We start from the raw sequence: 25969 nt of genomic DNA, 5'->3' as shown, positions 1-25969 counted from the left end.
GCCCGTCCTTCAGCGGGGCTCGGTGAGCGGGCCGTACGCGTCGGGGCGGCGGGTGGTCAGGAACGGGAACAGCTCCAGCCAGTCGCGGCGGGCGTCCAGGTCGAGGTCGGCGACCAGCACGGCGGGCTCGTCGCGGGGAGCCTGGGCGAGGACACGGCCGTACGGGTCCACGATGAAGGAACTGCCGTAGAAGGTGAGGCCGTTCTCGGCGCCGATGCGGTTCGGCACGATCATGAAGGTGGCGTTGGCGATGGCGTTGCCGGTGATCACCTTCTGCCAGAGCGGCTGGGAGTCGAAGCCGGGGAAGCCGGGCTCGGAGCCGATGGCGGTCGGGTAGACGAGGACGTCGGCCCCGGCGAGCGAGTAGGCGCGGGCCAGCTCCGGGAACCACTGGTCCCAGCAGGTGGGCAGGCCGAAGCGGGCCTCGTCGACCGTGACCAGCGGGAAGGCGTCGTCGCCCGCCGGACCGGCCCGGAACCAGTCGTCCTCGTAATAGCCCTCGGTCACCGGGATATGGGTCTTGCGGGTGCGCTGGGCGAGGGTGCCGTCGGGGGCGACGAGGATCGCGGTGTTGTAGCCGAGGCCGTCGTCCTCGCCGCCGGGCGCCGGGGCCTTCTCGTACAGCGAGGCGTGGACGTACACCCCGTGCTCGCGGGCGGCCTCGGCGGCGAAGGTGAAGGTGGGGCCGGTCAGCAGCTCCTCCGGGGCGGCGGGCTCGGGGTGGTCGGCGCGGCGGACGACCGCGAAGTACGGCGAGAGCGTCAGCTCCTGGAGGCAGACCACCCGGGCGCCCTCCGCCGCGGCGAGCCGGATGCCCTCCAGCAGGGCGGAGCGGTGCTCGGCCGGGTCGCGGTGCCAGCGCTGCTGGACCGCCGCGACGCGCAGGGGGGCGCGCTCGGCGGGGCGGGTCCGGGTCGGGGAGGCGGGCGGGTTGTACGCGGTGATCAGACGCATGACCAGTTCCAGGGGGGGTCGGGGTGCGGGGCGGAGGGGGCCGACACTGCCGGAACGTTCCGGCACGGCCCGAATCTAACGTTGCCGGAACGTTCCGGCAACCCCCCGCACCGTGCCTCCCCGAACGTCTAGACTTCACCCCCGTGACCTCCCGGACCGTGACCCTGCTCGATGTGGCCCGCGCCGCCGGGGTCTCCAAGAGCACCGTGTCGGACGCGCTCCAGGGCTCGGGGCGGGTCGCCGAGGCCACCCGGGACCGGGTCCGCGCGGTGGCGGAGGAGCTGGGCTACCGCCCCAACAGCGCCGCCCGGCGGCTGCGCCGCGCCAGCACCGGGGCCGTCGGGCTGCATCTGCCGGCCACCGCGACCCGGCTGGACTACTACATGAACCTCGCCTTCGGGGCGGTGGAGCGCGCCCAGGAGGACGGCCTCGACATGGTGCTGCTCGCGCCCTCGGGGGCGTCGGGCGGGCGGATCGCCTCGCGCGTCGACGGGCTGCTGGTGATCGACCCCGAGGCGGGCGACAGCGCGGTGCCGGGGCTGCTCGACGCGGGCGTCCCGGTGGTGACCGGCGAGCGCTACCTCGGCCCGGCACCCGGCCCCAGCGGCGCCGTGGTCTGCGACAACGCCGCCTCGCTGACCGCCCTCCTCGACCATGTCACCGGGCGCGGCGCCCGCCGCCCCGCGCTCCTGGCCCCGTCCGGCTCCTCCGCCTGGGCGACCGCCCTGCGCGCGACCGCCCGGTCCTGGGGGCTGGCCCACGGGGTGGAGGTGGCGCTGCGCACCGTGCCGTTCGCGGCGACCCCGGCGGAGGCCGAGGAGACCACCCGGGCACTGCTCACCGCCGACCCGGCCGTCGACGCCGTGATCTGCGCCCCCGACGGCTCCGCCCCGGGCGTCCTGCGCGCGGCGGCCGCCCTCGGCCGGGAGGTCGGCGGCAGCAGGAAGAGCGGGAGCGGCCTGCTCGTCGCCGCCTGCGTCGACGGGCCCGCCACCCGAGGCTCCGCACCGCCCGTCACCGCCGTCGACCTGCGCCCCGCCGCGTACGGCCGCGCCTGCGCCGAGCTGCTCTGCGACATCCTCGCGGACCGGGCCGCCCCCGACACCGTCCGCCGCCACGCCTGGTCCCTGGAGACCCGCGCCTCCACCGGCCCCGCCTGAGCGACGCGCCACCCGGCCGCCGGGCGGGGTTCCGGGCGGGGAACAACACCCCCCGGGGCGGGGGCGGAACCCGTCTCCGGGCGGGGGCGCGGCGCGGATCGGATCCCTAGCGTTCAAGGGGTCAAGATCCATTCGGAACGGCCCGGCCGCACAGCCGCGCCGCTTCCTCGCGTGAAAGGTGTGAGCCTCATGGCGAACCCCAACGTCGGCATCCTCGAAGAGATCGACGACCAGAACCTCGACGCCGTCAGCGCCGCCGGTCAGGGCTGGGGAACCATCGTGTCCTCCCTCAGCTGCTACGGCGCCAGCTACGTCCTGGGGAACAACGGGAACTTCTGCACGGCCACCGCCGAGTGCCAGAACAACTGCAAGTGACCGTATGACGCCGGGACCCACCTCCCGGCGTCACCTCCCCCTCCCCTCCTGAGGGGCAGTCCCTCCGAGGGGCCCTTCCCGCCCCGCCCCGTCCTGGATCCGGTGTTCATGAACAGTCACGACGTCTCCCCCGGCACCGCCGAAGCCCTGCGGACGTATCTGCCGGAGCTCACCGACCCCGAGCTGATCGCGCACGTCGAGGAACGGCTGCGGGCAGCGGCGACGGCGGCACCGGACGAGGGCGAGCGGAACCAGTACCGGACCCGGCCCGGCGCGCCCGACGCCTACGCCCCCTCCCTCGACCCCGACGGGCTCTTCCACGACTACTTCCGGCACTTCGCCGCGCCCGCGACGGCTCTCGTACGCCGGGCCGCCGCGCAGTCGCCCACGATGGCCGCGCCGCAACAGGTCGTCGACGACTTCCTCGTACACCAGACGGGGCTCGTCTCCCGGCTGATGATCCGGACCCTGGTCGAGGAGCTGCACCGGCGGCGCACGGCGGGCCTGCTCGACGGGGAGACGCCCGAGGAGCGGTACGCCGCCTTCCGCCGGTGGACCAACAGCCCGGCCGGGCACGACGAGTTGACCGCGCGCTATCCGCACCTCTTCTCCCTCGTGGGCCGCCAGGTCGAGGCCTCCGCGCGGTACGTCGTCGAGATCATCGATGAACTCGACTCCGTCGCGGACCGGTTGACCGAGCTCGTACCGGGCGGCCCGGAGCGCCCCCGGGTCGACCGTCTCGTCCTCGGCGAGGGCGACACCCACAACGGCGGGCGTTCCGTCGCGCAGGTCCTGTTCACCGACGGCCGCCGGGTGCTCTACAAGCCGCACCCCATCGGCGCGGAGGCCGGCTACAGCTCCTTCGTGTCCTGGATGAACGGCCGGCTCGGCACCGATCTGCCGACCGTCGCCGTGGTCCCGACCGAGCACGGCGGGTTCGTGGAGTTCATCCCCACCGAGGAGTACGCGGGCGAGCAGAAGGACTACTTCGCCCGGATCGGCACCCTCGCGGGCATCCTCTTCCTGCTGCGGGCCACCGACATCCACTTCGAGAACATGGTGTCCTGCGCCGCCGGGCCCGTGGTCATCGACACCGAGACCCTGCTGTCGCCCCGGCTGAACCTCCCCGAGGCGTACGACGACGGCGCGGCCTCGAAGATCGGGGCGCTCACGCTCCGGGAGTCGATCATCGGGTCGGGGCTGCTGCCGCTCGTCGTGCGTTCGGGCGACGACGACCACGGCATGGACATCGGCGCGATCGGCTACGACACCGGCCAGCGCTCCCCGTACAAGTCGCTGAGCCTCCAGAACCCGGGCCGCGACGACATGTTCGTCGGAATGGTGACCACGACGACCACGGCCGCCAACGCCAACCTCGCCGTGCAGCGCGCCACCCAGCTGCCCGTCAACGACCAACGGGACATCGTCAAGCGGGAGTTCGGGCGAGTGCTGCGGTATGCGGCGGACCACCCCGACGCGGTCGTCCATGCCGTCGAGGAGTTCCTCGGCGATGTGCAGTTCCGGCACGTCAACCAGGCGACCATCTTCTACACGCAGTTGCTGCGCATGGCGACCCACCCGCACGCCATGGCGGACCCGGTCGTCCGCGCCGCCGTCCTGAACCGGGTCGTCCTGCGCACCGGCGACTCCCCCGCGATCGCCGACGCCGAGGTCCGGCAGATGGCCCGGGGCGACGTGCCGTACTTCTCGTACACCGCCCGGTCGCGCGCGCTGGGCTCGACGGACGGGACCGTACGGGCCGACGCCCTGGCGGAGCCGCCGCTGACCACCGTGCGCGAGCGGATCCACGGGCTCGACGAGAGCGTCATCGAGCGCGAACTGCGCCTGATCGACTTCTCGTTCGTCAACAAGCTGCCCACCGACCAGGAGGAGACCGGGTTCGTCCCGGTGCGCCCGGCGGGGAAGCCCGCCGTCGCCGTGGAGCGGGGCCGGTTCGTCGACGAGGCCGTACGGATCGGGGAGCGGCTGCTCGCGACCCGGGTGGCGAGCACCGAGCCCCGCCACCCGGCGACCTGGATCGCCCCGCAGGTCACCACCGACTCGCAGAGCCAGTGGAGCCCGGGCACCCTCGGCTACGACCTGTACGGCGGCAGCCCCGGCCCCGCCCTCGTCCTCGCCGCGCTGGCCCGCGAGACGGGCCGGGCGGACTTCGCGGCGGCGGCGCGCAGCGTGCTGGACCCCGTCGAGGAGCAGCTGCGCGGCGGGCAACTCGCCGAGCAGGGGGTGTCGGTGGGCGGGATGACCGGCATGGCCGGTACCGCGTACGCCCTCGTCGTGGCGCGCGGGCTGCTGGACGAGCCGGACGCCGGCCGTCTCGGCGAGCTGGCGCGCGAGCTGGCCCGGTGCTCGGGGGCCGAGGCCGGGACCGACTTCCTCAGCGGTATGGCGGGCGCGCTGGCGGTCGGCCTCGCCCTGCACGAGCGCGCCACCGACCCGGCGGAGCGGGCGGTCGTCGCCGAGGCGGTCCGCACCATCGCCGCCCGGGAGACCGAGGCGCTCGGCGGCCTCGGCCTGGCGGACCCGCGGGTCACCCCGTACACCGGTTACGCGCACGGGGCGATGGGCATCGCGCCCGTACTGCTGCGCTACGGGGCCGAGTTCGGCGACCCGGGGGTGCACGGCCTCGGGCTGCGGATCCTCGGCGCCGTCCTCGACGCGCAGGAGGAGGGCGACCGCGACTGGCCGCGCGTCTGGGGCGAGCCGGAGCGCTCGTACGGCTGGTGCCACGGGGCGCCCGGGATGCTGCTGGGCGCGCTGATGAGCAACGAGCACGCGCCCGGCGCGGTGTCCCGCCCGGTGCTGGACCGGCTGGCCGGGCTGACCCTGGCCCGCGGCTTCGGCAACAACCCGACGTACTGCCACGGCGATCTGGCCTGCGCGGAGATCGTACGGCTCGGACAGGAGCTGGTCCCCGGCCTGTTCGGCGAGGGCGACCGGACCGGTGACGGCGACGGCCTCGACGACCTGTATCCGCGGCTCTTCGACGAGGTCGTGGAGCGGTACGGGCAGCGCTCGGACACCAAGTACGCGTACACCAACAGCCTCATGGTCGGGGAGGCCGGACTCGCCTGGTCCGTCCTCCGCCACCTGGACCCGGGGAGCCACCCCTCCCTGCTGCGCTTCGCCTAGGCCACGGCCGGGACGCGACGGCGCACCCACGAACCGGGCCCGCATCCTGCCGGGCCCTGGCACCACCCATCCACGCAGGAAGAACAGAGAGGAACCGTCATGGGCGACATCGCCATGAACGACGCCACCGGATACGTCAGCGCCGACGAGCTCGTCGAGCTCGCGGACGCGCCGGAGTCGCTGGCCGCGGGCTTCACGCCCACCATCATCCCGGCCACCGCCGTCACCACCGTGATCGTCGGCGCCAGCGCCGCGATGCAGGGCGGCTGCCCGACGAGCGGCTGCACCAAGCGCTGCTGAACCCGCTGAGCCGGTGGGGTGCGGGCGCCCCGGAACTGGTACTTCCGGGGCGCCCGTCCCCACCCTCCCACCTTCGACGACGGCAAGAGAGTCCACGAGTGCAACTGAGCGACGCGTTCCTCGACGACCTGGTGCAGCGCATCACCGACGAGAGGTCAGACGTCTTCGGCGCGTTCTACGCGCCGTATCTGCGGGACGGCGCGCAGCGCATCGCCGGGCTCGCCGCCGCCCTCCAGAGCCCGGACACGACCGGCGACCAGGCAGGTCTCGCCGACCTCGCCGGTGTCGCCGAGTCCGCGCTCCGCTCGCTCATGGGCCTCTGCGTGGAGACCGGCGTCCGCACCCTCATCGCCTCCTTCCGCGCCCAGGACACCGGGTACGAGGCGTTCCACGCCCGCCTCGCCCAGGCCCCCGGCCGCGAGGCGGTGCTCGACCGCTTCCCCGAGCTGGACCGGCTGCTGCGCCTCGCCACCGCCCGCACCGCGCGGACGGTGGCCGATGTGCTGCACGCCGCCGTCGCGGACCGCGCGGAGCTGGACGCGCTGCTCGGCGGGCCCGGCCGGATCGTCTCCGTCACCCCGGGCCTGGGCGACGCCCACCGGGGCGGGCGGACCGTCTGCCTGGTGGTCCGGGACGACGGCTCACGGGCCGTGTACAAGCCGCAGCAGGACAACTGCCAGCAGCTGCTGACCTCCCTGCGCACGCTCCTCGACGCGGACGGCTCGTTCTTCGGCCCGCTGCACCCCCGGACGCTCGTCCGGCCCGCCCACGTCTGGCAGGAGTTCGTGGTCCACGCCGACCTGGACGGGACGGCGGAGCACAGCGCCCGCTACTTCCGCCGCTTCGGCCGGTCCGCCGCGCTCCTGTCGATGCTGGGCGCCACCGACCTGCACCACGAGAACATCATCGCCACCCCGGACGGCCCGGTCGTCATCGACACCGAGACCCTGGTGTCACTGCCCAACATCGCCCCGGGCCAGGCACGTTCGGCGCCCGCCGCCGCCTCGCTCAACCTCGACATCGAGCGTTCGGTGCTCAACACCCTGCTCTTCCCGGCCCGTTACGCCGGGGCCAAGCTGGACGTCGACATCTCCGGGATCGGCTGCGTGCGGCCGGGGGCGTCCGAGCACCTCCAGTCGTACCTGGTCGTGGACGCGGGCACCGACGACATCCGCTTCGACCGCAGCCAGGTCGTCGTCGAGCACGGCGCCAACATGGCCACCGTGGCGGGCGAGCCGCTGGACCCGCGCCGCTGGACGGACGAGCTCGTCGCCGGATTCCGCGAGGCCCGCACGCTGCTCGCCGCCCACCACGACGCCGTCGAGGCCGCCGTACGGGACTCCGCCGACTGGGCCGTGCGCCAGGTCGTCCGCCCGACCTACATCTACGCCCGCTTCCTGGAAGCCTCCACGCACCCCGTGCACCTGGGCAGCCGGCAGGACCGGGCCGAGCTGCTCGGCAAGCTGCCGCGCCACTACCGGGGCACCGCCGCCGAATCGGCCGACGCGGTCCACCGGGAGGAGGTCGCGGCCCTGCTCGACCTCGATGTGCCGTTCTTCACCGTGGACTGCGACTCCGGGCTGCTGCGCGGCGACTTCGACGAGGAGATCCGCAGCGCCGCGCGGCTCACGCCCCGCGAGTCCGCGCTCGCCGCCGTACGGTCGTTCTTCGACCGGCCCGCCGACCGCGACCCGCTCTACCTCCGCTACGCCCTGGCCGGTTCCGCCGACGACGTGTGGGAGCGCCGGGAGCCCGCCCCCGCCGGACCCGCCCCGGCCGCCGCGCCCGTCCACCTCGCCGACCCGGCCGGCTGGCACGCCCTGCTCCGCGACCTCGTCGTCGGCGGGGCGGACGCCCCGACCTGGCTGACGCCCCGCCTCCGGGGCGACGGGCTGCGCCTCGGCGGCGTCGACGCCACGCTGTACGACGGCGGCGGGCTGCTGCTGCACCTCGCGCAGAGCGCGGCCCGCACCGGAGTCTCCCCGCTCGGCGTAGACCTGGAGCGGGTCTGCGCCTCGGCCGTGCACAGCCGGCCGGCCGTGCTCGACGGAACACCGCTGTCGATGTCGCCGTTCACCGGCGTGCTCTCCGACCTGGTGACCGACTGGGAGATCCGGCGGCTGACCTCGCCCGACGCACGCTTCCCTTCCGGTGCCGATGCCGTCCGATTCCGGCCGGTCGACGGCCCGTTCGACGTCGACCGCCTCTCCGCCGCCGACTTCGACCACCTCAACGGCTACGGCGGCTACCTCGTCCACCTCGCCGCCCACACCGGGCACGGCGCGACCGAGGTCACCGGGGCCGGGACCGAGCGGCTGCTGCGCCGCCTCGTCACGGTGGACGGCGACCCGGCCGCACACCGGGACGGCGAGGAACTCGGCCTGGCCCACGGCAGGTTCGGCCGGATCACCGCCCTGTCCGCGATGGTCGCGGCGGGCCTCGACGGGGACAGCGGCGCCCGCGCCCATCTGGAGCGGTTCGCCGAGGCGTACGGCCGCCACCGCTGGCAGGACGCGGGGCTGCGCGACCGGGGGGACGGAACGGGCAACGGCGGCTGGTGCAAGGGGTACGCGGGCCTCGCGTACGCGCACGCCGCCCTGCTCACGGCCCTCGGCGAACCGGCCGGCCGGGTCGCGGAAGCCGTGGCCCCGGAGATCGACCGCGTACTGGAGCCCACCGGCGCCGTGCAGGACACCGCGATCGCCCCCGACCTCAGCCTCTGCCACGGTCTCGCCGGCCGGATCGCGGTCCTGTGCCATCTGGCGGACCTGCTCCACCGCCCCGGCCTGCGCGACGCGGCCGCCGCGCTGCGCACCGCGTTCCTCGACCGGTACGGCGACGGCGGCTGGTCCTGCGGGATCGGCACCGAACCCCTTCTGCCGTCCTACTTCCTCGGCCTCTCCGGCTGGTTCGCCGCCCAGGCGATGCTCGACCACCCCGGAACCGGCCTTCCCCGCTGCCTCGGAGGCCGCTGATGGCATGGCGTATGCGCAGGGTCCGACGGGTCCGCGAGGTCCAGCAGTTCGCCCAGGCCGAGTGCGGTCTGTGCTGCATCGCGATGATCCTCTCGGCGTACGGCTCCCGCGATTCGGTGGCCGGGCTGCGCCGGGAGCACGAGGTGGGGCGCGACGGCCTCACCATCAAGCAGATCGCGGCCATCCTGCGCGGCCGGGGCTTCGAGGTGCGGGCCTTCCGGGCCGGGGTGCAGCGGCTCGGTCAGCTGCGACTGCCGCTGATCGCGTACTGGGACGACAGCCATGTCGTGGTCGTCGAGGAGATCGACGAGCACCGGGTGACCGTCGTCGACCCGGGCGGCGGCCGGCGCACCTACCCGGCGGAGGAGTTCGCCGAGCACTACTCGGGCCTCGCGCTCGAAGCCGTACCGACGCCGGACCACCGTCCCGAGCGGCACCGCGAGCCCAGCGTCTGGCGGGAGTTCCTGCGCTCGCTGACCGGTGCGCGCAAGCCGCTGATCCAGGCGTTCCTGATGTCGCTGGTGCTGTACTCCTTCACCATCTTCATGCCGATCGCCACCCAGTACGCGGTCAACGACTACGCGGGCTATCTGGAGAAGGCCCCGATCGCCCTCGTCCTGGTGGCGTTCACCGCCCCGATGGCGGTGTTCTTCCTGCTCTCGCTGCTCAGAACCGTGGCGCTGGCGTCCGTGATCCGGAGCCTCGGCGAAGCGATGATGGGGAAGACGTTCCGGCGGCTGCTGGAGCTGCCCTACAAGTACTTCGCCAACCGCTCGCAGGGTGAGCTGTTCTACCGGCTCTCCAGCATCACGTCCGTACGGGACATGATCTCCAGCCAGCTGTCGGTCGTGCTGCTCGACCTCGGCAGCCTGATCGCGATCTTCAGCTATATGTTCTACCGCTCGTTCACCCTCGGTGCGACGGCGTTCGCGGTCTTCCTGACCATGCTCGCGGTGGCCGTGGCGACGTACCGGCCGATCCGGCGGATCACCGAGCGGGAGATCAGCGAGACGACGAAGTCCTCGTCGCTCCAGATGGAGGCGCTGTCCTCGATCGAGACGCTGAAGGTCTCCGGGATGACCGGCACGTTCTTCCAGGACTGGCGACAGGTCTACGCGGCCGGGATGGAACAGACCCGCCGGCGGATCGTCCTCCAGGGCGTGGCGACCAGTGGTTACGCGGTGTTCCAGGTGTTCGGGCCGCTGCTGGTGCTGGCGGTGGGGCTGTGGCTGGTGCTGAACGGTTCGCTGGACCTCGGTTCGGCGGTGGCGGCGCAGACGCTGACCGCGACGAGCCTGGGCATGGTGATGTCGCTGTCCGGCGCGTTCACCCAGCTGATCACGGCGAACGCGCAGGTGGCCCGGGTCGGCGACATCCTCCACCAGCCCGAGGACCCGGGGGCGTTCGGCGACCGGCAGATCGCCGTGCGCGGTGCGGTGCGGCTGCGGAACGTCGGCTTCTCCTACCCCGGCTCCCGCACCCCGGCCCTGGCGGACGTCTCGTTCGACATCCGGCCCGGCGAACGGGTCGCGATCGTGGGCAGTTCGGGCTCGGGCAAGAGCACGCTGGGCAAGCTCCTCATGGGGCTGTACCCGATCCGGTCCGGTGACGTCCTCTACGACGGGGTGTCGATCCGCGAGATCGACGCCGACGCGTTCTACCGGAGCGCCGCGTACGTCCCGCAGGACATCGTCCTCAGCAACCGCAGCATCGCGGACAACATCCGCTTCGGGGTGCCGGACGCCACGATGGAGGCGGTCGTCGACGCCGCGCGCCAGGCGCATGTGCACGACGACATCGCGGCGATGCCGCTGGGCTACCACACGCCGGTGCGCGAGATGGGCGGCAGCCTCTCCGGCGGCCAGCGCCAGCGGGTCGCGCTCGCCCGCGCGCTCGCCCGCAGGCCCCGCGTCCTCGTGCTCGACGAGGCGACCAGCGCGCTGGACACCGTCACCGAGTCCCGGATCGCCGCCGCGCTGGACCGGCTGGAGTGCACGCGGATCATCATCGCCCACCGGCTGTCGACCATCGTGAACGCCGATCTCGTGGTGGTGCTGGAGCACGGCCGGGTCGTCCAGACCGGCCGCCACGAAGAGCTGATCACCGAGCCCGGCCCGTACCGGGACCTGGTCCGCTCCCAGGTCGACCTGAACACGGTCCGATAGGAGAAGGAGGAGCCGACGCATGGCACAACACACACAGGACGCACGGGACGCAGAGCAACAGCAGGTGATCTCGGTCCGGGATCTCCGGAAGGAGTTCAAGGGCACGAGAGCCGTCGACGGAGTCTCCTTCGACGTACGGCCCGGCCGGGTCACCGGCTTCCTCGGCCCCAACGGCGCGGGCAAGACGACGACCCTGCGCATGATCCTCGGGCTGATCCACCCGACCGGCGGCAGCGCGCTGCTGTGGGGCCGCCCGTACGCCGAACTCGCCGCCCCCACCCGGCGGATCGGCGTCGGCCTGGACGGCGGGGCGTTCGTCGGCCGCCGCACGGGCCGGGGCCATCTGCGCTGTTACGCCCCGGCCGCCGGGTGCGGTCCGGAGCGGGTCGACCAACTGCTGGCGGACGTCGGCCTGTCCGGAGCGGCGGACCGGCCGGTCGCCGGGTACTCGACCGGCATGAAGCAGCGCCTGTCGCTGGCCTCGGCCCTGCTGGGCGATCCGGAGCTGCTGGTCCTGGACGAGCCGGCCAACGGCCTGGATCCCGAAGGGATGCTGTGGCTACGGGAGTTCCTGCGGGACTTCGCGGCCTCGGGCCGGACCGTGCTGCTCTCCAGCCATCTGCTCGGCGAGCTGGAGCAGACGGTGGACGACGTCCTGCTGATGCATCACGGGCGGCTGCTGAGCAGCGGTCCTCTCGACGGTCTGCTGGAGCCGGGCGAGCGCCTGGAGTCGGCCTTCCTGCGGCTGACACGGGCCGGGAACGGAGTACGGGCATGAGCACGAGCACAAGTACGGGTGCGGGTACAGGCATGGGCACGGTGGCGCGGACGGGCCGGGGCGCGAGCGCGGCCACCGCATCCGGCGCGGTCTCCACGGCCGCCCTCCTGCGGTCCGAGGTGCTGAAGCTGACCACGACCCGGCTGTGGTGGATCCTGCTGCTCGCGGTCGTGCTGTGCAGCGCCGGCTTCACCGCGCTGATCGTCTTCGGCGGTCTCAACGCCCCGCGCAGCCCCTTGAGTTTCGGCGCGGCGGGCGACGCCGTACCGGCGTACAACCTGGCGGTGGCGCTCGCGTACGTCTTCCCGCTGGCCATCGGCGTGATCGCGGTGACGCAGGAGTACCACGCGCGCACGATCTCCGCGACGCTGCTGGCCGAGCCGCGCCGGGCCCGGGTCTACGGCGCCAAGCTCCTGGTCGGGCTGGGCACGGCGTTCGTGTACGGCACGGTGGCGGTGGTCTCCGGCGCCCTGGTGGCGGCGGCGCTGCTCTCGGGCCACGGGAAGCCGGCGTACCTCACGGACGGCCCGGTGCTCGGCGCGCTGGGCGGCAGCATCGTGGTGATGACCCTGTGGGGCGCGATCGGCGTCGGCGTGGGCGCGCTGGTGCGCAACCAGGTGGCGGCGATCGTCGGCATCCTGCTGGTGACGCAGTTCCTGGAGCCGACGCTGCGGATCCTCGCCTCCTCGCTCGGCGACGCGGAGCTGGGCAACCTGCTCCCCGGCGGGGCGGGCGACCTGGCGGCCGGCGGCACGATCATGACGGCCGCGGCGGAGGCCGACGGCGGCTCGCAGGGCCTCGGCTTCCTGGTCCTCGCCCTGTACGCGGTGGCGATCGGGGCGGTGGGCGCGGTGCGCTTCACCCGGTACGAGGCGTCGTGACCGGGACGTCATGAGCGACGTATGCCGGGGCCGCCGCACTGGTCAGGTGCGGCGGCCCCGGCATTCATCCGTGGTGCTCCCCCGTCCGGATCACTCGGCCCCGCGGGCGGAGCGCTCCTTCTTCTGCATCGTGACATTGACGCCCGCGAGCATCACCGCGAGCAGAAGCGGAATCACGACGCCGGTCGGATTGTCCCCGAACAGCGGCGCGATCAGCGCGAGCACCAGCAGAATGGCCACCGGCGCCCAGCGAAGGGCTTCCTTCTTCTTTCCCATGACGGTCTCCTCCATGTTTGTGCTGCCGGTTCAGCCGGCAACCGGCATACGCGCCACGAGCTGACCGCGGTTACGGAATCCGGTCTTCTGCAGAATGTTCGACATATGGAACTTCACGGTGCTCTCCGCGATATAGAGGGCACCGGCGATCTCGCTGTTGTTCATTCCCTTCGACACCAGGGAGACCACTTCGTACTCCCGTGCCGTCAGGGCCGGATCGTGCGGCCGCCCCGGCCGGTGCGGCTGCCCGGGTACGGCGGTCGGCCGGACGGCCCCCGCCGGTGCGGACGGCTGCCCGCGCAGCAGCGGGCGCACCAGCGTGGGTGAGATCCACCCGTGCCCGGCGGCGACCTCCTGCACGGCCTCCAGGAAGGCCTCGTCCAGGTCGTCGCGGTCCACGACCGCCCGGACGTCGGCTTTCACCGCTCCGAGATGGCGTATCTCCGAGCCGTAGGTCAGCGCCACGACCGGCGCGGCACCCCGTATCTCGTCGAGCCGGTCGATATCGACGACCAGGACGTCGGACGGGACGTCGGACGAAAGGAGCCCCCCGGCCCCCTCGCACGCGACGGCGTTCCATCCACGATGGGCGAAGAGCCTGGTGAGTCTTCGCCGCAACGACAATCTGGCGACCATCAGCCCTACGGCTATACAGTCATCTGCCATTTCTGCCCTACTTCCCCCGTACGGCCGCCGGCAGGGCGGATCCGTCACGACGGCCCCCGCACGGCGTGCGCTGGTCAAGGCGCGCAGCGATCCTATCTTTCCAAGGGAAATGACAGCAAGCAGCAATACACTTAAGGGAGGTGGGTCCGAATTATCCGGCCATTCGACGGGTGCGCCCCCCGCCGTTCGGCGGGGTCAGGGGTTGTGGATCTCCTCCTGAAGAAGGACCGGAAAGACGGATCCGCCGGGTGCGGACACTCCCTCAGAAAGTCTGCCGGGACGGGAACACGGCCTGGATCCGGAATCCGCCGTCCGGCTCGGGCCCGGCGTCGAAGGTGCCGTCGAGCAGATGCGCCCGCTCTCGCAGACCGATCAGACCGTGACCGCCGCCGGGCAGGCCGAGGGGTGCGGTGGAGCCGTCGGCGGCGGTGTTGCGGACGTCGACCCGCAGTCCGCCGTCCAGCGGCTGGACCCGGATGTCCACCTCGGCGCCGGGGGCGTGCTTGCGCACGTTGGTGAGGGCTTCCTGGACCGTGCGGTAGGCGGCCCGCTCCGCCGCCTGGGACCAGTGGCCGGGGCTGTCCGGGGTGGCGAGCGTGACGCGCAGACCGCAGTCGCGGACCAGGGCGGGCAGGTCGGTGAGCCGGGGCTGCGGGTCGAGGCCGGGCGCGGCGACACCGGCCGCGCGCAGGACGCCCACCATGTGCTGGAGCTCGGTGAGGGTCTTCACCGAGAGCTCGCGGACGACCCCGGCGGTCGACCGTACGGTGGCGGCGTCCGGTTCGCCGACCTGGAGCGCCCCGGCCTGGAGGCTGATGAGGCTGACCTGGTGGGCGACGACGTCGTGCATCTCGCGCGCCAGCCAGGCCCGCTCGGTGGACAGGGTCTTCTCGGCGAGGAGCCGGTGCTCGCGCTCCCGGCCCTCCGCCAGCTCCCGCTGCCGCTCACGGCGCACCCGGGCCGTACGCCCCAGGACCAGCGCCCCGACGGCCAGGACGCAGGAGTCCATCGCCATGATCAGGGTCTCCCGGTCCACCGCGAGCTCCCGCAGGCCGGTGACCGGGTACGGCAGGAACTGCGCCAGGGCGACGGCGGCGGCCCCCACAGCTCCGACGGCCACACTGCGGCGGCGGTCGGCGAGGCAGTACAGCGCGATCAGCGGGGCGAACGCCAGCTGGCCGACGTACATCCCGGGCAGTCCGACGAGCAGCGCCACCTCGGGGCAGCGGCGGCGCAGCACCAGCGCGCCCGCCGCGACGAGCGCGATCCAGAGGCCGGGTCCGGGGCCGAAGCCGTTGACGAGGAGGCCGTCGACCACGGCGATCCCGACCGGCACGGCGGCACGGCCGACGGCCCGCGCCCGGCGGGAGCCCGGGCGCAGAAGCGGACCGAAGAGACGCGGGCCGGAGAGACGAGGACGGGAGAGGCGCGGCGGTATGCGGGGGCGGAGGCGCTTCACAACGCCCCGTCGATCAGACCGGCCCGGTCCGCGAGCACCGCCGCCTGGACCCGATTGACCCCGCCCAGCTTGGACAGCACCGAGCTGACGTGGTCCTTGACCGTGCCGTGGGACAGCCGCAGCTCACGGGCGATCTCCCGGTTGGACAGGCCCGCGCCGACCAGCGCCAGCACCTGGCCCTCGCGGCCGGTCAGGGCCCCGGTGCGGTCGGCCGCTCCGGTGTCCCGGCCCGCGGCGAGATAGCCCTCGATCACCGGGCCGACCGCCTCGGGCGCCAGGATCCGGCCGCCGGCGGCCAGCACGCGGACCGCGTGGACGAGCTGTTCCGGGGCCGTGTTCTTCATCAGTAAACCGACCGCCCCCGAGCGCAGCGCGTCGTCGATGTGCCGGCCCGCGTCGAAGGTGGTCAGCATCGCCACGGCGGGCGGCGCCGTCAGCGCGCCCACCTGCCGCAGCACGGTCAGCCCGTCGACCTCGGGCATCCGGATGTCCAGCAGCAGGACATCGGGGCGCGCCTCCCGTACGCGGTCGACGGCGTCGGCCCCGTCGCAGCAGGCGACCACCTCGATGTCCGGAGCAGTGCCCAAGATCAATTTCAGCCCGGACCGGACCAGCTGCTCGTCGTCCACGACGGCAACCCGAATCACGATGCGCCCCTTCACCTGCCGACCAGGAATCACCGAAGGGTACGGCAGGAGCGGGGCGGGTTCCAGGGGCGCCGGACAAGAAGCGGAACGTTGAATTCCGTACCTTCGGAGGGTCCTGCCGACCACACCTGCCGACCGCACCCGCCGACTGCGCCCACCGGGTCCCGCCGGACCCCGCCGGCCGTACCGGCGGCACCGGGACGCCGTCCGCCAGGTCTCCTCAATGTGAACATCCTGCGTCGAGTGGCAACTGGCGTGGCGGCCTTGACATTTCGGCGTGCGGCCGGTGATAAGATCATCTTACTTCCAGTGGGCTGATGGCGTATGGGGGCATTCCGGGAGGAATGAATTCCTCGGCCCCACCTTCGGAGGGGCACCTCCCGAAGCGGCGCACGGTCGTGGCGAACGAGCCCTGGCTGCGTGCCGCATGACGGGGTGTCAAGCCGTTTCCGCCATGGCACTTGAAGTGAGTCTCATGACATTTCCACAGGGCCCCGTCATCTGGGCGCTGGTTGTCGTAGCACTGGTCGCCGTGGGTGCCGTTCTGCGGGCTCGCGCGACCAACGTCAAGCTGCGCAGACACAACACCGATCTGCGCGGTGAGCGCGACGCGCTCCTGCGCCAACGGGACGAACTCCACGTCGTCCACAACGGCCTGCTGCAGCGTCAGTCCGCCGAACTCGCGGAGGTCCGCAAGGACGCCGAGGAGGAGACCAAGGCGGTCCTCAAGGCCGCCGTCCGTACCCTCCAGGGCCTCGCCGACGAGCAGCAGGTCGTGATCGAGAAGGCCCAGCGCAAGTACGGCGACGATCCCGGGATCCTCTCCGACCTGATGGCCATGGACCACGCCAACAGCCAGTTCGGCCGGCGCGCCCAGGGCATCGCCGTGCTCTGCGGCGGCTGGCTCGGCCGGCGCGAGACCGTGGCCTCCGTCTTCGACGTGGCCCGCAGCGCCCAGGGCCGGATCCGGCACTTCGACCGGGTCCGGGTCAACGGCCAGGTGAACTTCTCGGTGGTCAGCCGGGCCGTGGAGCCCGTCGCCGTGGTCCTCGCCGAGCTGCTGGCCAACGCCACGAACTACTCCGCCCCCGGCACCCCGGTCGAGATCAACATCCAGGCCGTGCCGACGGGTGTCTGCCTCATCGTCGACGACGCCGGTCTCGGCATGGGCCAGGAGGAGAAGGACCGCGCGGCGGCCCTCCTCTCCCCCCAGGCCGCGATCAGCGTCTCCAGCCTCGGTATTCCGCCGCAGTTCGGGTTCGCCGTCTCCGGGATGCTCGCCGCCCGCTACGGCTTCCGGGTCTCGGTGGACTCCGTTTCCCCCTATGGAGGCGTACGCGCGGTGGTCCTGATCCCCGACGAACTGCTCACCACCGAGGCGCCGCCCGCCGCGGCCCCCGTGGAAGCGCCCGAAGCCATCGCTCCGCAGCCGCAGCGGGTGGACCACCGGCAGGCCGCCCCCGCCCCGGCGCCCACCCCGCTCTTCCCGCCCGCCCCCCAGCCGGACACCGCGACCCAGCCGCTGGCCCAGATCACCACCACCGCCGGGGGGCTGCCGAAGCGTCGTCGCAAGAGCCCGGTCTCCGCGGTGCCCTCGGCCGAACCGCAGCCCGTGCGCAGCAACGAGGAGACCGCCTCCCGACTCGGCGCGTTCCAGCGCGGAACCCGGTCCGGACGCGATACGACGACGACGGAAGGACCCGAGTTCCAGTGAACCCCGATCTGTCCTGGGTGCTCAACGACCTGCTCCAGGTGCCCGGCGCCCGGCACGCGATCCTGGTGTCCGCCGACGGCCTCCTGCTCGCCAACTCCAGCGAGATCGGCCGGGACGACGCGGAGACCGTCGCCGCGGCCATGAGCTCCATGCAGTCCCTCAGCCGAGCCGTCGCCCCCTTCATCGGCACCCGCGACCCGGGCCACTGGCGGCAGACGCTCCTGGAGTACGAGGACGGCTGGATCTTCCTGATCGCCGCCGGCACCGGCGCCTATCTCGCCGCCACCGCCGCCGCCGACGTGGACATGGAGGCGATGTCCTTCCGGATGCAGCAGCAGGTCACCGCGCTGGGGAAGGCGATGACCACACCTCCCCGCCGACACGCGGACAGCGAGATATGACCGCGCCGGGCGAGGAGCAGCAGGTCAGCAGCGGGTTCGTCCGGTCCTATGTCATCACCGGCGGACGGGGGCTGCCCGACGCGGAAGACCTCTCGCTGGTCACGCTGGTCACCCTCGCCCCCGAGAGCCAGCCGCCGCCGAACCCCAGCCCCGAGGTCAGGGCGATCTGGGAGCTGTGCTCCGGCGGCTATCTGTCCGTGGCCGAGGTGGCCGGCCACCTCGGCCTGCCGGTCGGGGTGGCCCGTCTGCTGCTCCAGGACTTAAACCAGCAGGGACACCTGCTGCGCCGGAAGGCGCCGCCACCGGCCCAGCTCGTTGACAGGAAGATCCTCGAAGAGGTGTTGCATGGACTCCAAGTCCGGTTCGGCTGAGAGCATCTATGTGCCGGACGCGGTGCAGCGCGCGGCGAAGATCCTCGTCGTCGGGCACTTCGCGGTGGGGAAGACGACGCTGATCGGCACACTGTCCGAGATCACCCCGCTGCGCACCGAGGAGCGGATGACCCAGGCCGCGGCCCAGGTCGACGATCTGCGCGGCGCCCCCGACAAGAAGACGACCACGGTCGCCCTGGACTTCGGACGGCTCACCCTCAGCGACGAATTGGTGCTGTATCTGTTCGGCACGCCGGGCCAGCAGCGGTTCGTGGAGCTGTGGGAGGACATGGCGCGCGGCTCGCTGGGCGCGCTGCTTCTGGTCGACCCGGCGCGGCTCGCCGACACGTTCCCCGTCATCGACCTCGTCGAGACGTACGGACTGGAGTACGCGGTCGCCGTCAACAGCTTCGACCCATACTCCCAGCACGCCGAGAACGAACTGCGCGAGGCGCTCGACCTGCTGCCGGACACCCCGGTCGTCTTCTGCGACGCCCGGGACCAGAATTCCTCCGCGCAGGCGCTGATCACCCTGGTCCGCCACCTGCTCTCGCACGCGGCCTGACCCGCACGGCGGCACACACGGCCCGATCCACGCGGCCCGCCGCACCAGAAACGTATACCGAAGCCGGGGCCGACCGGGTCCCGCGATCACACCGAGGAAGCCGACATGGACCCGTCGCCGGGAGCCACCCCGTACAGCGCCCCCGCCGGGTGCCCCATGCATCAGCAGCAGACGTCGCTGTACGGACCGGAGTTCGCCGCCGATCCGCACCGCTTCTACGACGCGGCACGCACCCACGGCCCCGCCGCGCCCATCGAGCTGGCCCCCGGCGTGGACGCCACGCTGATCGTGCAGCACGAGGCGGCGCTGCGGGTGCTGCAGAACCCGGCGCTGTTCGCCCGGGACTCGCGGCGCTGGGCCGCGCTGCGCGAGGGCGCCGTACCGATGGACAGCCCGGTGCTGCCGATGATGATCTACCGGCCCAACTGCCTGTTCACCGACGGCGCGGAGCACCTGCGGCTGCGCAAGGCGGTCACCGAGTCGCTGGCCCGGCTCAACAGCAGCCGGCTCAGCCGGGACGTCGAGCGGATCGCCGACTATCTGATCGACCAGTTCATCGAGCGCGGCACCGCCGATCTGCTCAACGAGTACGCCAAGCTCCTGCCGCTGCTGCTGTTCAACCAGCTCTTCGGCTGCCCCGGCGACATCGGCGACCGGCTGACCCGCTCGATGTCGGCCATCTTCGACGGCGAGGACGTGCTCCGCGCCAACGCCGAGCTGACCGAGTGCCTGATGGAGCTGGTCGCGATCAAGCGCCGCCAGCCCGGCGAGGACATCACCTCCTGGCTGATCCAGCACCCGGCGGGGCTGCGGGACGAGGAGCTGAAGGACCAGCTGGTCATGCTGATGGGCGCGGGCGTGGAGCCGGAGCGCAATCTGATCGGCAACGCGCTGCTGCTGATGCTCGCCGGTGAGCAGCCGGGCGCGCCCGAGCGGCGCGGTTCGGGGATGCTCGTCGAGGACGCGCTGGACGACGTCCTGTGGAACAACCCGCCGATCGCCAACTACGCCACGCACTACCCGGTACGGGACATCGAGCTGGACGGGGTGGTGCTGAAGGCGGAGACCCCGGTCCTGATCAGCTTCGCCGCCGCGAACAGCGACCCGGGGCTCACCGACGCCCGTCAGACCCTGAGCAAGGGCGCCCATCTGGCCTGGGGCGCGGGCCCGCACGTGTGCCCGGCCAAGTCGCCCGCGACGCTGATCGCGCTGACCGCGATCGAGAAGATCCTCAACACCGTCCCGGACCTCGCGCTGGCCGTGCCCGCCTCGGGTGTGGCCTGGCGGCCGGGCCCCTTCCACCGGGCGCTGGTCGCGCTGCCCGTACGGTTCACCCCGACGGCCGCGCGGCGTACGGGCGCCGGGGTGCAGCCCCCGGCGCAGACCTCGGCCCAGCTGCCCGACCCGTTCCGGAACGCCCCCGCCGCACCGCCTGTGACGCACCGTCACGAAGCGGATGCCGGCAAGAAGCAGAAGGGCTGGTGGAGTTCGTTCCTCGACGTGTTCCGCGTATGACTCACGGCCCGACAATTCGCATATGACAACGGGCATTTGTGACGATTGCATGTGACGGGGGCAACAAAGATCGATGCTTGGCGCAGATATCCGGAGGGGTAGGTTCAGGGCGGTAACCATGGGCCTAGGTCGAGGAACTCTGCGTGAGCATCACGGGTGGTAAGGGCAGGACCCCGGACGGTCGGCGCGCGGTCATCGGGCTGCTCCGCCGGCTCAATACACCCGAAGGACAGGCCGATCCGTACGGGATACTCGCGGAGCTGCGGACGATGGGTGACGTCGTCCGCGCTCCGTGGAACGGGTATTTCGTCACCGGTTTCGACAGCTGCAGCCAGGTGCTCCGGGGCCGTAACTGGCTCGCCCCGGATCTCGCCTGGCAGGAGCGGCAGGACGACTCCAAGCAGTGGGACGCCATCGCGACCCGCGAGATGACCACCACACTCGCCCGGCTCAACGCCCCCGAGCACACCTGCCAGCGCCGCTCGCTGGGCAATCTCTTCGACCGTTCCACCATCGAACGCCTCACCCCCGACGTCGAGCGCGACACCGACCGGCTGCTGGACGAGCTGGCGGAGAAGCTCCGCTGGGGTGAGGCGGACTTCGTCTCCACGGTCAGCGAACAGCTGCCGATCAGCACCGTCGGCTCCTGGCTGGGGATACCGCCCGAGGACTACCCGGACATCCTGGAGATCACGCACAACCAGGTGTTCGCCCAGGAACTGCTGCCCACCAAGTCGCAGTTGGCCGTCTCCGCCGAGGCGACCCTGCGGCTGCGCGCCTACTTCACCGCGCTGGTCGCCCGCCGCCGGGCGGAGCCCCGCCACGATGTGCTGACCGGCTGGATCCACACCTGGGACGCGATGGAGCCGGACCGGGAGCGGGCGGACGAGATCCTCTACCGGCTCACCATGTTCGTCACCATCGCCTCGCTGGAGACCACCGCGACGCTGCTCTCCTCGATGACCGCCCTGCTGACCGACCCGGCCCGGTGGGCGTGGCTGCGGGAGCACCCGGAACACATCGACGCGGCCGTCGACGAGGCGCTGCGCTACGACCCGCCCATCCACATCAACACCCGGATCGCCGCCGAGGACACCGTCCTGGCCGGGGTCCCGATCAAGAAGGACAGCATGATCCACGTCCTGTACGGAGCCGCCAACCACGATCCGCGGCGGAACCCGGACCCGGACTCCTTCGACATCCTGCGCGGCGGCAGCCACCTCACCTTCGGCGGCGGGGTGCACTACTGCCTGGGCGCGGCGCTGGCCAAGCTGGAGGCGCGCACGCTGCTGGCGCGGATGCTGGACCGTTTCCCCACCCTGCGCACCGTCTCGCCGCCTGTCTACGCGCCCCGGATGGTCTTCAGACGGATCACCTCGCTGGGCGTGGCGCTGTGAAGCTCTCGCTGCCCGACTTCCTGACGGCGGGCGACCGCTCCGGCGACCGCCCCGCGACGGTACGCACCTGGCGCGAGGGCCCCGTCCTGTACGTGGAACTGAACGCGCCGGAGACCGGCAACGCGGTGACCGAGGCGATGCTCGACGAGCTGCTGGACGTCGTCGTCGCCCCGGACCCGGAGGTGCGGGTCCTGGTGCTCAGCGCCGCCGGGGACGACTTCTGCCTGGGCGGCGACCGTACCGAGTTCGCGGACTGGCTGGCGGAGGATCCGGGCGGCCGGGGCATCCGGGTCGCCGGGGAGAAGGCCCGCCGGGTCTGCGAGGCGATCTCCGGCGGCCGGGCCGTGACCATCGCCCGGGTGCAGGGCAAGGCGGTGGGCGCGGGGTTCGCGCTGGCCCTGGCCTGCGATCTGCGGGTCGGCGCGGAGAACGCCTCCTTCCGGCTGCCGGAACTGGCGCTCGGGCTGCCGACCGCCTGGGGCGGGCTGCTGCCCCGGCTGATCCACGAGGTGGGCGCGGCCCGGGTCCGCGAGCTGATCCTGACGGGCCGGGCCTTCGACGCCGCCGAGGCCCACGAGCTGTCCGTGCTCCAGCGGGTGGTGCCCGGGGACGGGCTGGACGCGGCGGTCGCCGCCTGGGCGAAGCCGGTGGTCCGCCGCCCGGAGGCCGCGCTGCGGGTCACCAAGGCGCTGCTGAACTCCTACGCCGCCGCCACCCGGCTGGCCGACCCCTCGTTCCTCGACGCGGAGCTGATGGCCTCGGTCGCGGCCGCCACCCGGCGGCCTCCGGCGGGCGGTGCCGGGGCGGGCGGGTCACACTCGTAAAAACCCGAGTGGGAGGTCTGCGGCGTGGACGTACCGGTGTGGCTCTGGATCGTGTTCGCCGCGACCGTGATCGTCTCGCTGACGGTCGACCTCCTGGCGCACCGCAAGGCGCATGTCATCGGCTTCAAGGAGGCCGGGCTGTGGAGCGCCCTGTGGGTGAGCCTCGCGCTGATCTTCGGCGGGGTCGTCTTCCTGGTCCTCGGGACGACCGCCGGGACGGAGTACACCACCGCCTGGCTGCTGGAGAAGAGCCTGTCGGTCGACAACCTCTTCGTCTTCGCGCTGATCTTCGCCTATTTCAAGGTGCCCCGGGAATACCAGCACCGGGTGCTTTTCTTCGGCGTCATCGGCGCACTGGTGTTCCGCGCGATCTTCCTGACGGCCGGCGTCGCGGTGGTGAACCGCTTCACCTTCGTCCTGTTCCTCTTCGCCGCGATCCTTCTCTACAGCAGCTATAAAATCCTCAGCGGCCAGGAGGAGAATTTCGATCCGGGCAAGAGCTTCGCGGTACGGCTGCTGCGCAAGATCATGCCGGTCCAGGACGACTATGCCGGCACGCATTTCGTCGTCCACAAGGAAGGGCGGCGGATCGCCACTCCGCTGCTCGCGGTGGTCGCCGCGATCGAGGCGGCCGACCTCATCTTCGCGGTCGACAGCGTGCCGGCGGTGCTCGCGGTCAGCGACGACCTGTTCATCGTCTACACCAGCAACGCCTTCGCGATCCTGGGCCTGCGGGCCCTGTACTTCCTGCTGGCGGGGCTGCTGGACCGGTTCCACTACCTGAGCCACGGCCTGGCGGTCATCCTCGCCTTCATCGCGGTCAAGCTCGTCCTGCAGGCCTGCCACAAGATGATCAGCACCTCGATCCCGGAGATTCCCTCGCCGGTCAGCCTGGCGGTGATCGTCGTCATTCTGGCGGTGTCGGTGACGCTGAGCATGCGCCGTCAGCCGAGTAAAGAAGAGGAATAGCGAAGACCAAGACTTTCCAAAATCTCAGCCCCCACTTATCGTGGGTAAATGGACAGCAAAAAGCGTGACCTTCACCAGCGGGCCGCTTTCATGTGCCCGACCTGCAAACAGCCCGTCCCCTCCGAGATCCACCGCCACAAGTCCCTCGGGATCTTCGTCCCGGTATGGCGCGCTGGCCCCTGCGAGAACCCCGACTGCGCGGAGTACGCCGCCGAGACCCGGCCCGTCCGGCACCGGACCCGGGGGTGACCCGGAAGAGCCCCCTCAGCCCGCGGCCAGGCGTGCGGTGAGACGCGCCTTCGCCGCGGGCCACTCGTCGGCCAGCAGCGAGAAGTAGACGCTGTCCCGCCAGCTCCCGTCCGGCCGCCGCCGGTGCCGCCGCAGCACCCCTTCGCGCCGCGCCCCGAGCCGGGCGATGGCCGCCTGCGAGCGCTCGTTGCGGTGGTCGGTCTTCAGCTGGACGCGCCCCATGCCCAGCTCCTCGAAGGCGTGCGTCAGCAGCAGGAGCTTCGTCTCGCTGTTCACCGCCGAGCGCCAGTGCGCCCGCCCGTACCAGGTCCAGCCGATCTCCAGACGCTCGTCATGGACCGCGACGTCCAGGTACGTGGTCCAGCCGACGGCCCGGCCGCTCGCCCGGTGGACGACGGCGAACGGCACGTACGTCGCGTCGCCGAGCACCTGCTCCATCCGGCTGCGCAGCTCCTCACGGGTCCGCGGCGCCGGGCCGCCCTGCCAGCGCCACACCTCCTCGTCCCCGCCTCCCGCCGCGAAGAGGTCGTCGAGGTGGCCGAAGGCGAGCGGGACGAGTTCGACATGCTGCCCGGTCAGAGTCACGGGCCGAGGGGGAAGTGCGGACATGCCGAGATCGTAGCCCCTTCCCCATCTTCGTACTAGCACACACCACTTACGCACTAGTGCATAGATGTCGCCCGGTTCTCCGACGCGCGGACCGGCCCCCGGCTGACTAGCGTTGACCCTGCGGGCGCGATCCGTAGGGCGGGGCCGAAGACAGGGACTCCAGGGAAGGACCGGCGCGCCATGGCTGTACAACCCGAGGGCACCCCGTGCTGGGCGGACGCCATGTTCGCCGACATCGAGGGCGCCAAGAGCTTCTACGGAGACGTGCTCGGCTGGACGTTCGGCGAGAGCTGGCCCGAGTTCGGCGACTACACGCAGGCGTACGTGGACGGCAAGGCGGCCGCCGCCGTCTCCCCGCCCATGCCGGGCACCGAAGGGGCCCCCTCGGCGTGGTGCCTCTACCTCGCGTCGCCGGACGCCGCCACGACCGCCCGGAAGGTCCGCGACCAGGGCGGCGAGGTGCTGGTGGAGCCGATGCAGGTCGGCGAGTTCGGCACGATGGCGCTGGCCCGCGACCCCGGCGGAGCGGTCTTCGGCATCTGGCAGGCGAACACCCACGAGGGGTTCGAGACCAAGATGGGCGAGCCCGGCGGGTACTGCTGGGGCGAGGTCTTCACCCGCGACCCGAAGAAGGTCGACGCGTTCTACCCCGCGGTCTTCTCGTACACGACCCGGACGTTCGACGACGAGTCGATGGACTTCGCCATGTTCGACGTCGAGGGGCGGACGGTCCTCGGCCGGATGGTGATGGACAAGGACTTCCCGCCCGATCTGCCCTCGTTCCTGAACGTGTACTTCTCCGTTCCGGACTGCGACGCGGCGGTGGCGAAGGCGACCGAGCGCGGCGGGGTGCTGCGGTTCGGGCCGATGGACAGCCCCTTCGGCCGGTTCGCGGCGATCAGCGACCCGCAGGGTGCCGCGTTCGCCGTGATCGACGTGACCACCACCGAGGGCGAGATGCCGGCGACGAGCCCGGTGACCTGATCCGACCGGCTCGCCCCACCCGGGGCCGAGAGCCGCCACGGGCCGCGACCGGAGCACCGGGCGCGGCCCGTTCTCCTGCCCCGTACATTCCTCCGAGACCTCTCGCATCTGCGATGGATCATCGTCCAGAGAATGGTAAATGCCAGCCTGATTGCCCTAGCGTGTCGCACATGCAGTCCTACACAATCGGCCAGGCCGCACGACTTCTCGGAGTCAGCCCCGACACCGCCCGCCGCTGGGCGGACGCCGGCCGGGTCGCGACCCATCGCGACGAGGCCGGCCGGCGGCTGATCGACGGCCGTGCGCTGGCCGCCTTCTCGATCGAGGTCGGCCAGGGCGCGGGCGGCGAGGACGAGGCCCCGTACACCTCGGCCCGCAACGCGTTCCCCGGCATCGTCACCGCGGTGAAACTCGGCGATGTCGCGGCCCAGGTCGAGATCCAGGCCGGGCCGCACCGGCTCGTCTCGCTCCTGACCCGGGAGGCCGTGGAGGAGCTGGGCCTGGAGGTCGGCATGCAGGCGACCGCCCGCGTGAAGTCGACCAGCGTGCACATCGACCGCACCTGAGACCGGCCGGCGACGGACC

General features: G+C 72.1%; 24 protein-coding genes. 18 read left to right on the top strand and 6 right to left on the bottom strand.

Features of this window, described 5'->3' with window-relative positions; genetic code table 11:
- Window positions 1-9: 9 nt before the first annotated feature.
- Entirely contained in the window at window positions 10-954 is a 945-nt protein-coding gene (locus tag ACSMXR_RS19260; protein WP_473169500.1) for a carbon-nitrogen hydrolase, read from the bottom strand.
- 143 nt (window positions 955-1097) lie between these two features.
- Between ACSMXR_RS19260 and ACSMXR_RS19255 the strand changes: the two genes are divergently transcribed.
- From ACSMXR_RS19255 to ACSMXR_RS19220, 8 genes are all read left to right on the top strand, one after another.
- Window positions 1098-2114 (top strand): LacI family DNA-binding transcriptional regulator, encoded by a 1017-nt coding sequence (locus ACSMXR_RS19255; RefSeq protein ID WP_218525489.1) that lies wholly within the window; start codon window positions 1098-1100, stop codon window positions 2112-2114.
- Window positions 2115-2303: 189 nt separating this feature from the next.
- Window positions 2304-2489, top strand: a complete 186-nt coding sequence (locus tag ACSMXR_RS19250) for a plantaricin C family lantibiotic (protein ID WP_030075698.1) — start codon at window positions 2304-2306, stop codon at window positions 2487-2489.
- A gap of 108 nt (window positions 2490-2597) precedes the next feature.
- Window positions 2598-5639, top strand: a complete 3042-nt coding sequence (locus ACSMXR_RS19245; RefSeq protein WP_473169499.1) for a type 2 lanthipeptide synthetase LanM family protein — start codon at window positions 2598-2600, stop codon at window positions 5637-5639.
- A gap of 99 nt (window positions 5640-5738) precedes the next feature.
- Window positions 5739-5939, top strand: coding sequence for a class II lanthipeptide, LchA2/BrtA2 family (locus ACSMXR_RS19240; protein WP_030627248.1), 201 nt, complete (start codon window positions 5739-5741; stop codon window positions 5937-5939).
- Window positions 5940-6037: 98 nt separating this feature from the next.
- Window positions 6038-8914: a type 2 lanthipeptide synthetase LanM gene (gene lanM, locus ACSMXR_RS19235; RefSeq protein ID WP_473169498.1), complete on the top strand. Its 2877-nt coding sequence runs from the start codon at window positions 6038-6040 to the stop codon at window positions 8912-8914.
- Window positions 8914-11079 carry a peptidase domain-containing ABC transporter gene (locus tag ACSMXR_RS19230; RefSeq protein ID WP_473169497.1) on the top strand — a complete coding sequence of 722 codons (2166 nt, stop codon included), beginning with the start codon at window positions 8914-8916 and terminating at the stop codon, window positions 11077-11079. Before lanM ends, ACSMXR_RS19230 begins: the two co-directional genes overlap by 1 nt.
- A 19-nt stretch (window positions 11080-11098) precedes the next feature.
- Window positions 11099-11857 carry an ABC transporter ATP-binding protein gene (locus ACSMXR_RS19225; protein ID WP_137229752.1) on the top strand — a complete coding sequence of 253 codons (759 nt, stop codon included), beginning with the start codon at window positions 11099-11101 and terminating at the stop codon, window positions 11855-11857.
- Window positions 11854-12738 (top strand): ABC transporter permease, encoded by an 885-nt coding sequence (locus ACSMXR_RS19220; protein ID WP_473169496.1) that lies wholly within the window; start codon window positions 11854-11856, stop codon window positions 12736-12738. The genes ACSMXR_RS19225 and ACSMXR_RS19220 overlap by 4 nt, the downstream gene beginning before the upstream one ends.
- Before the next feature lie 90 nt (window positions 12739-12828).
- On the opposite strand, the gene ACSMXR_RS19215 is transcribed toward ACSMXR_RS19220, so the two are convergent.
- From ACSMXR_RS19215 to ACSMXR_RS19200, 4 genes are all read right to left on the bottom strand, one after another.
- The gene (locus ACSMXR_RS19215; protein ID WP_230543432.1) at window positions 12829-13014 is read right to left on the bottom strand and encodes a hypothetical protein; all 186 of its coding nucleotides are present in this window, start codon (window positions 13012-13014) and stop codon (window positions 12829-12831) included.
- Between the two features lie 30 nt (window positions 13015-13044).
- Window positions 13045-13680: a helix-turn-helix transcriptional regulator gene (locus tag ACSMXR_RS19210; RefSeq protein WP_137229748.1), complete on the bottom strand. Its 636-nt coding sequence runs from the start codon at window positions 13678-13680 to the stop codon at window positions 13045-13047.
- A 262-nt stretch (window positions 13681-13942) separates the two neighbouring features.
- Entirely contained in the window at window positions 13943-15139 is a 1197-nt protein-coding gene (locus ACSMXR_RS19205) for a sensor histidine kinase (protein WP_381907287.1), read from the bottom strand.
- A complete protein-coding gene (locus ACSMXR_RS19200) occupies window positions 15136-15786 on the bottom strand; it encodes a response regulator (RefSeq protein ID WP_137229746.1) in 651 nt (216 codons plus the stop codon). Before ACSMXR_RS19200 ends, ACSMXR_RS19205 begins: the two co-directional genes overlap by 4 nt.
- Window positions 15787-16261: 475 nt before the next feature.
- Here ACSMXR_RS19200 and ACSMXR_RS19195 point away from each other — a divergent pair, with 475 nt between their 5' ends.
- From ACSMXR_RS19195 to ACSMXR_RS19160, 8 genes are all read left to right on the top strand, one after another.
- Window positions 16262-17500: an ATP-binding protein gene (locus tag ACSMXR_RS19195; protein WP_137229744.1), complete on the top strand. Its 1239-nt coding sequence runs from the start codon at window positions 16262-16264 to the stop codon at window positions 17498-17500.
- Window positions 17497-17901 (top strand): roadblock/LC7 domain-containing protein, encoded by a 405-nt coding sequence (locus ACSMXR_RS19190; protein ID WP_030075680.1) that lies wholly within the window; start codon window positions 17497-17499, stop codon window positions 17899-17901. Before ACSMXR_RS19195 ends, ACSMXR_RS19190 begins: the two co-directional genes overlap by 4 nt.
- The gene (locus ACSMXR_RS19185) at window positions 17898-18272 is read left to right on the top strand and encodes a DUF742 domain-containing protein (RefSeq protein WP_137229743.1); all 375 of its coding nucleotides are present in this window, start codon (window positions 17898-17900) and stop codon (window positions 18270-18272) included. Before ACSMXR_RS19190 ends, ACSMXR_RS19185 begins: the two co-directional genes overlap by 4 nt.
- Window positions 18247-18837 (top strand): GTP-binding protein, encoded by a 591-nt coding sequence (locus tag ACSMXR_RS19180; protein ID WP_137229741.1) that lies wholly within the window; start codon window positions 18247-18249, stop codon window positions 18835-18837. Before ACSMXR_RS19185 ends, ACSMXR_RS19180 begins: the two co-directional genes overlap by 26 nt.
- Before the next feature lie 105 nt (window positions 18838-18942).
- Window positions 18943-20352 (top strand): cytochrome P450 family protein, encoded by a 1410-nt coding sequence (locus ACSMXR_RS19175; protein ID WP_137229739.1) that lies wholly within the window; start codon window positions 18943-18945, stop codon window positions 20350-20352.
- Window positions 20353-20621: 269 nt separating this feature from the next.
- A complete protein-coding gene (locus tag ACSMXR_RS19170; RefSeq protein WP_137230014.1) occupies window positions 20622-21749 on the top strand; it encodes a cytochrome P450 in 1128 nt (375 codons plus the stop codon).
- Window positions 21746-22573 (top strand): enoyl-CoA hydratase/isomerase family protein, encoded by an 828-nt coding sequence (locus ACSMXR_RS19165; RefSeq protein ID WP_473169495.1) that lies wholly within the window; start codon window positions 21746-21748, stop codon window positions 22571-22573. Before ACSMXR_RS19170 ends, ACSMXR_RS19165 begins: the two co-directional genes overlap by 4 nt.
- A gap of 24 nt (window positions 22574-22597) precedes the next feature.
- Window positions 22598-23542 (top strand): TerC family protein, encoded by a 945-nt coding sequence (locus ACSMXR_RS19160; RefSeq protein WP_137229735.1) that lies wholly within the window; start codon window positions 22598-22600, stop codon window positions 23540-23542.
- Window positions 23543-23806: 264 nt separating this feature from the next.
- On the opposite strand, the gene ACSMXR_RS19155 is transcribed toward ACSMXR_RS19160, so the two are convergent.
- A complete protein-coding gene (locus ACSMXR_RS19155) occupies window positions 23807-24400 on the bottom strand; it encodes a GNAT family N-acetyltransferase (protein ID WP_137229733.1) in 594 nt (197 codons plus the stop codon).
- Window positions 24401-24580: 180 nt separating this feature from the next.
- Here ACSMXR_RS19155 and ACSMXR_RS19150 point away from each other — a divergent pair, with 180 nt between their 5' ends.
- Complete coding sequence (locus ACSMXR_RS19150; RefSeq protein WP_137229732.1) at window positions 24581-25384, top strand: VOC family protein; 804 nt, start codon at window positions 24581-24583, stop codon at window positions 25382-25384.
- 170 nt (window positions 25385-25554) lie between these two features.
- The gene (locus ACSMXR_RS19145; RefSeq protein WP_006126196.1) at window positions 25555-25950 is read left to right on the top strand and encodes a TOBE domain-containing protein; all 396 of its coding nucleotides are present in this window, start codon (window positions 25555-25557) and stop codon (window positions 25948-25950) included.
- The last annotated feature ends 19 nt before the right edge of the window (window positions 25951-25969 follow it).

The sequence above is a fragment of the Streptomyces sp. DSM 106670 genome, assembly GCF_055792845.1.
This window is presented reverse-complemented; position numbering and strand designations above follow the sequence as displayed.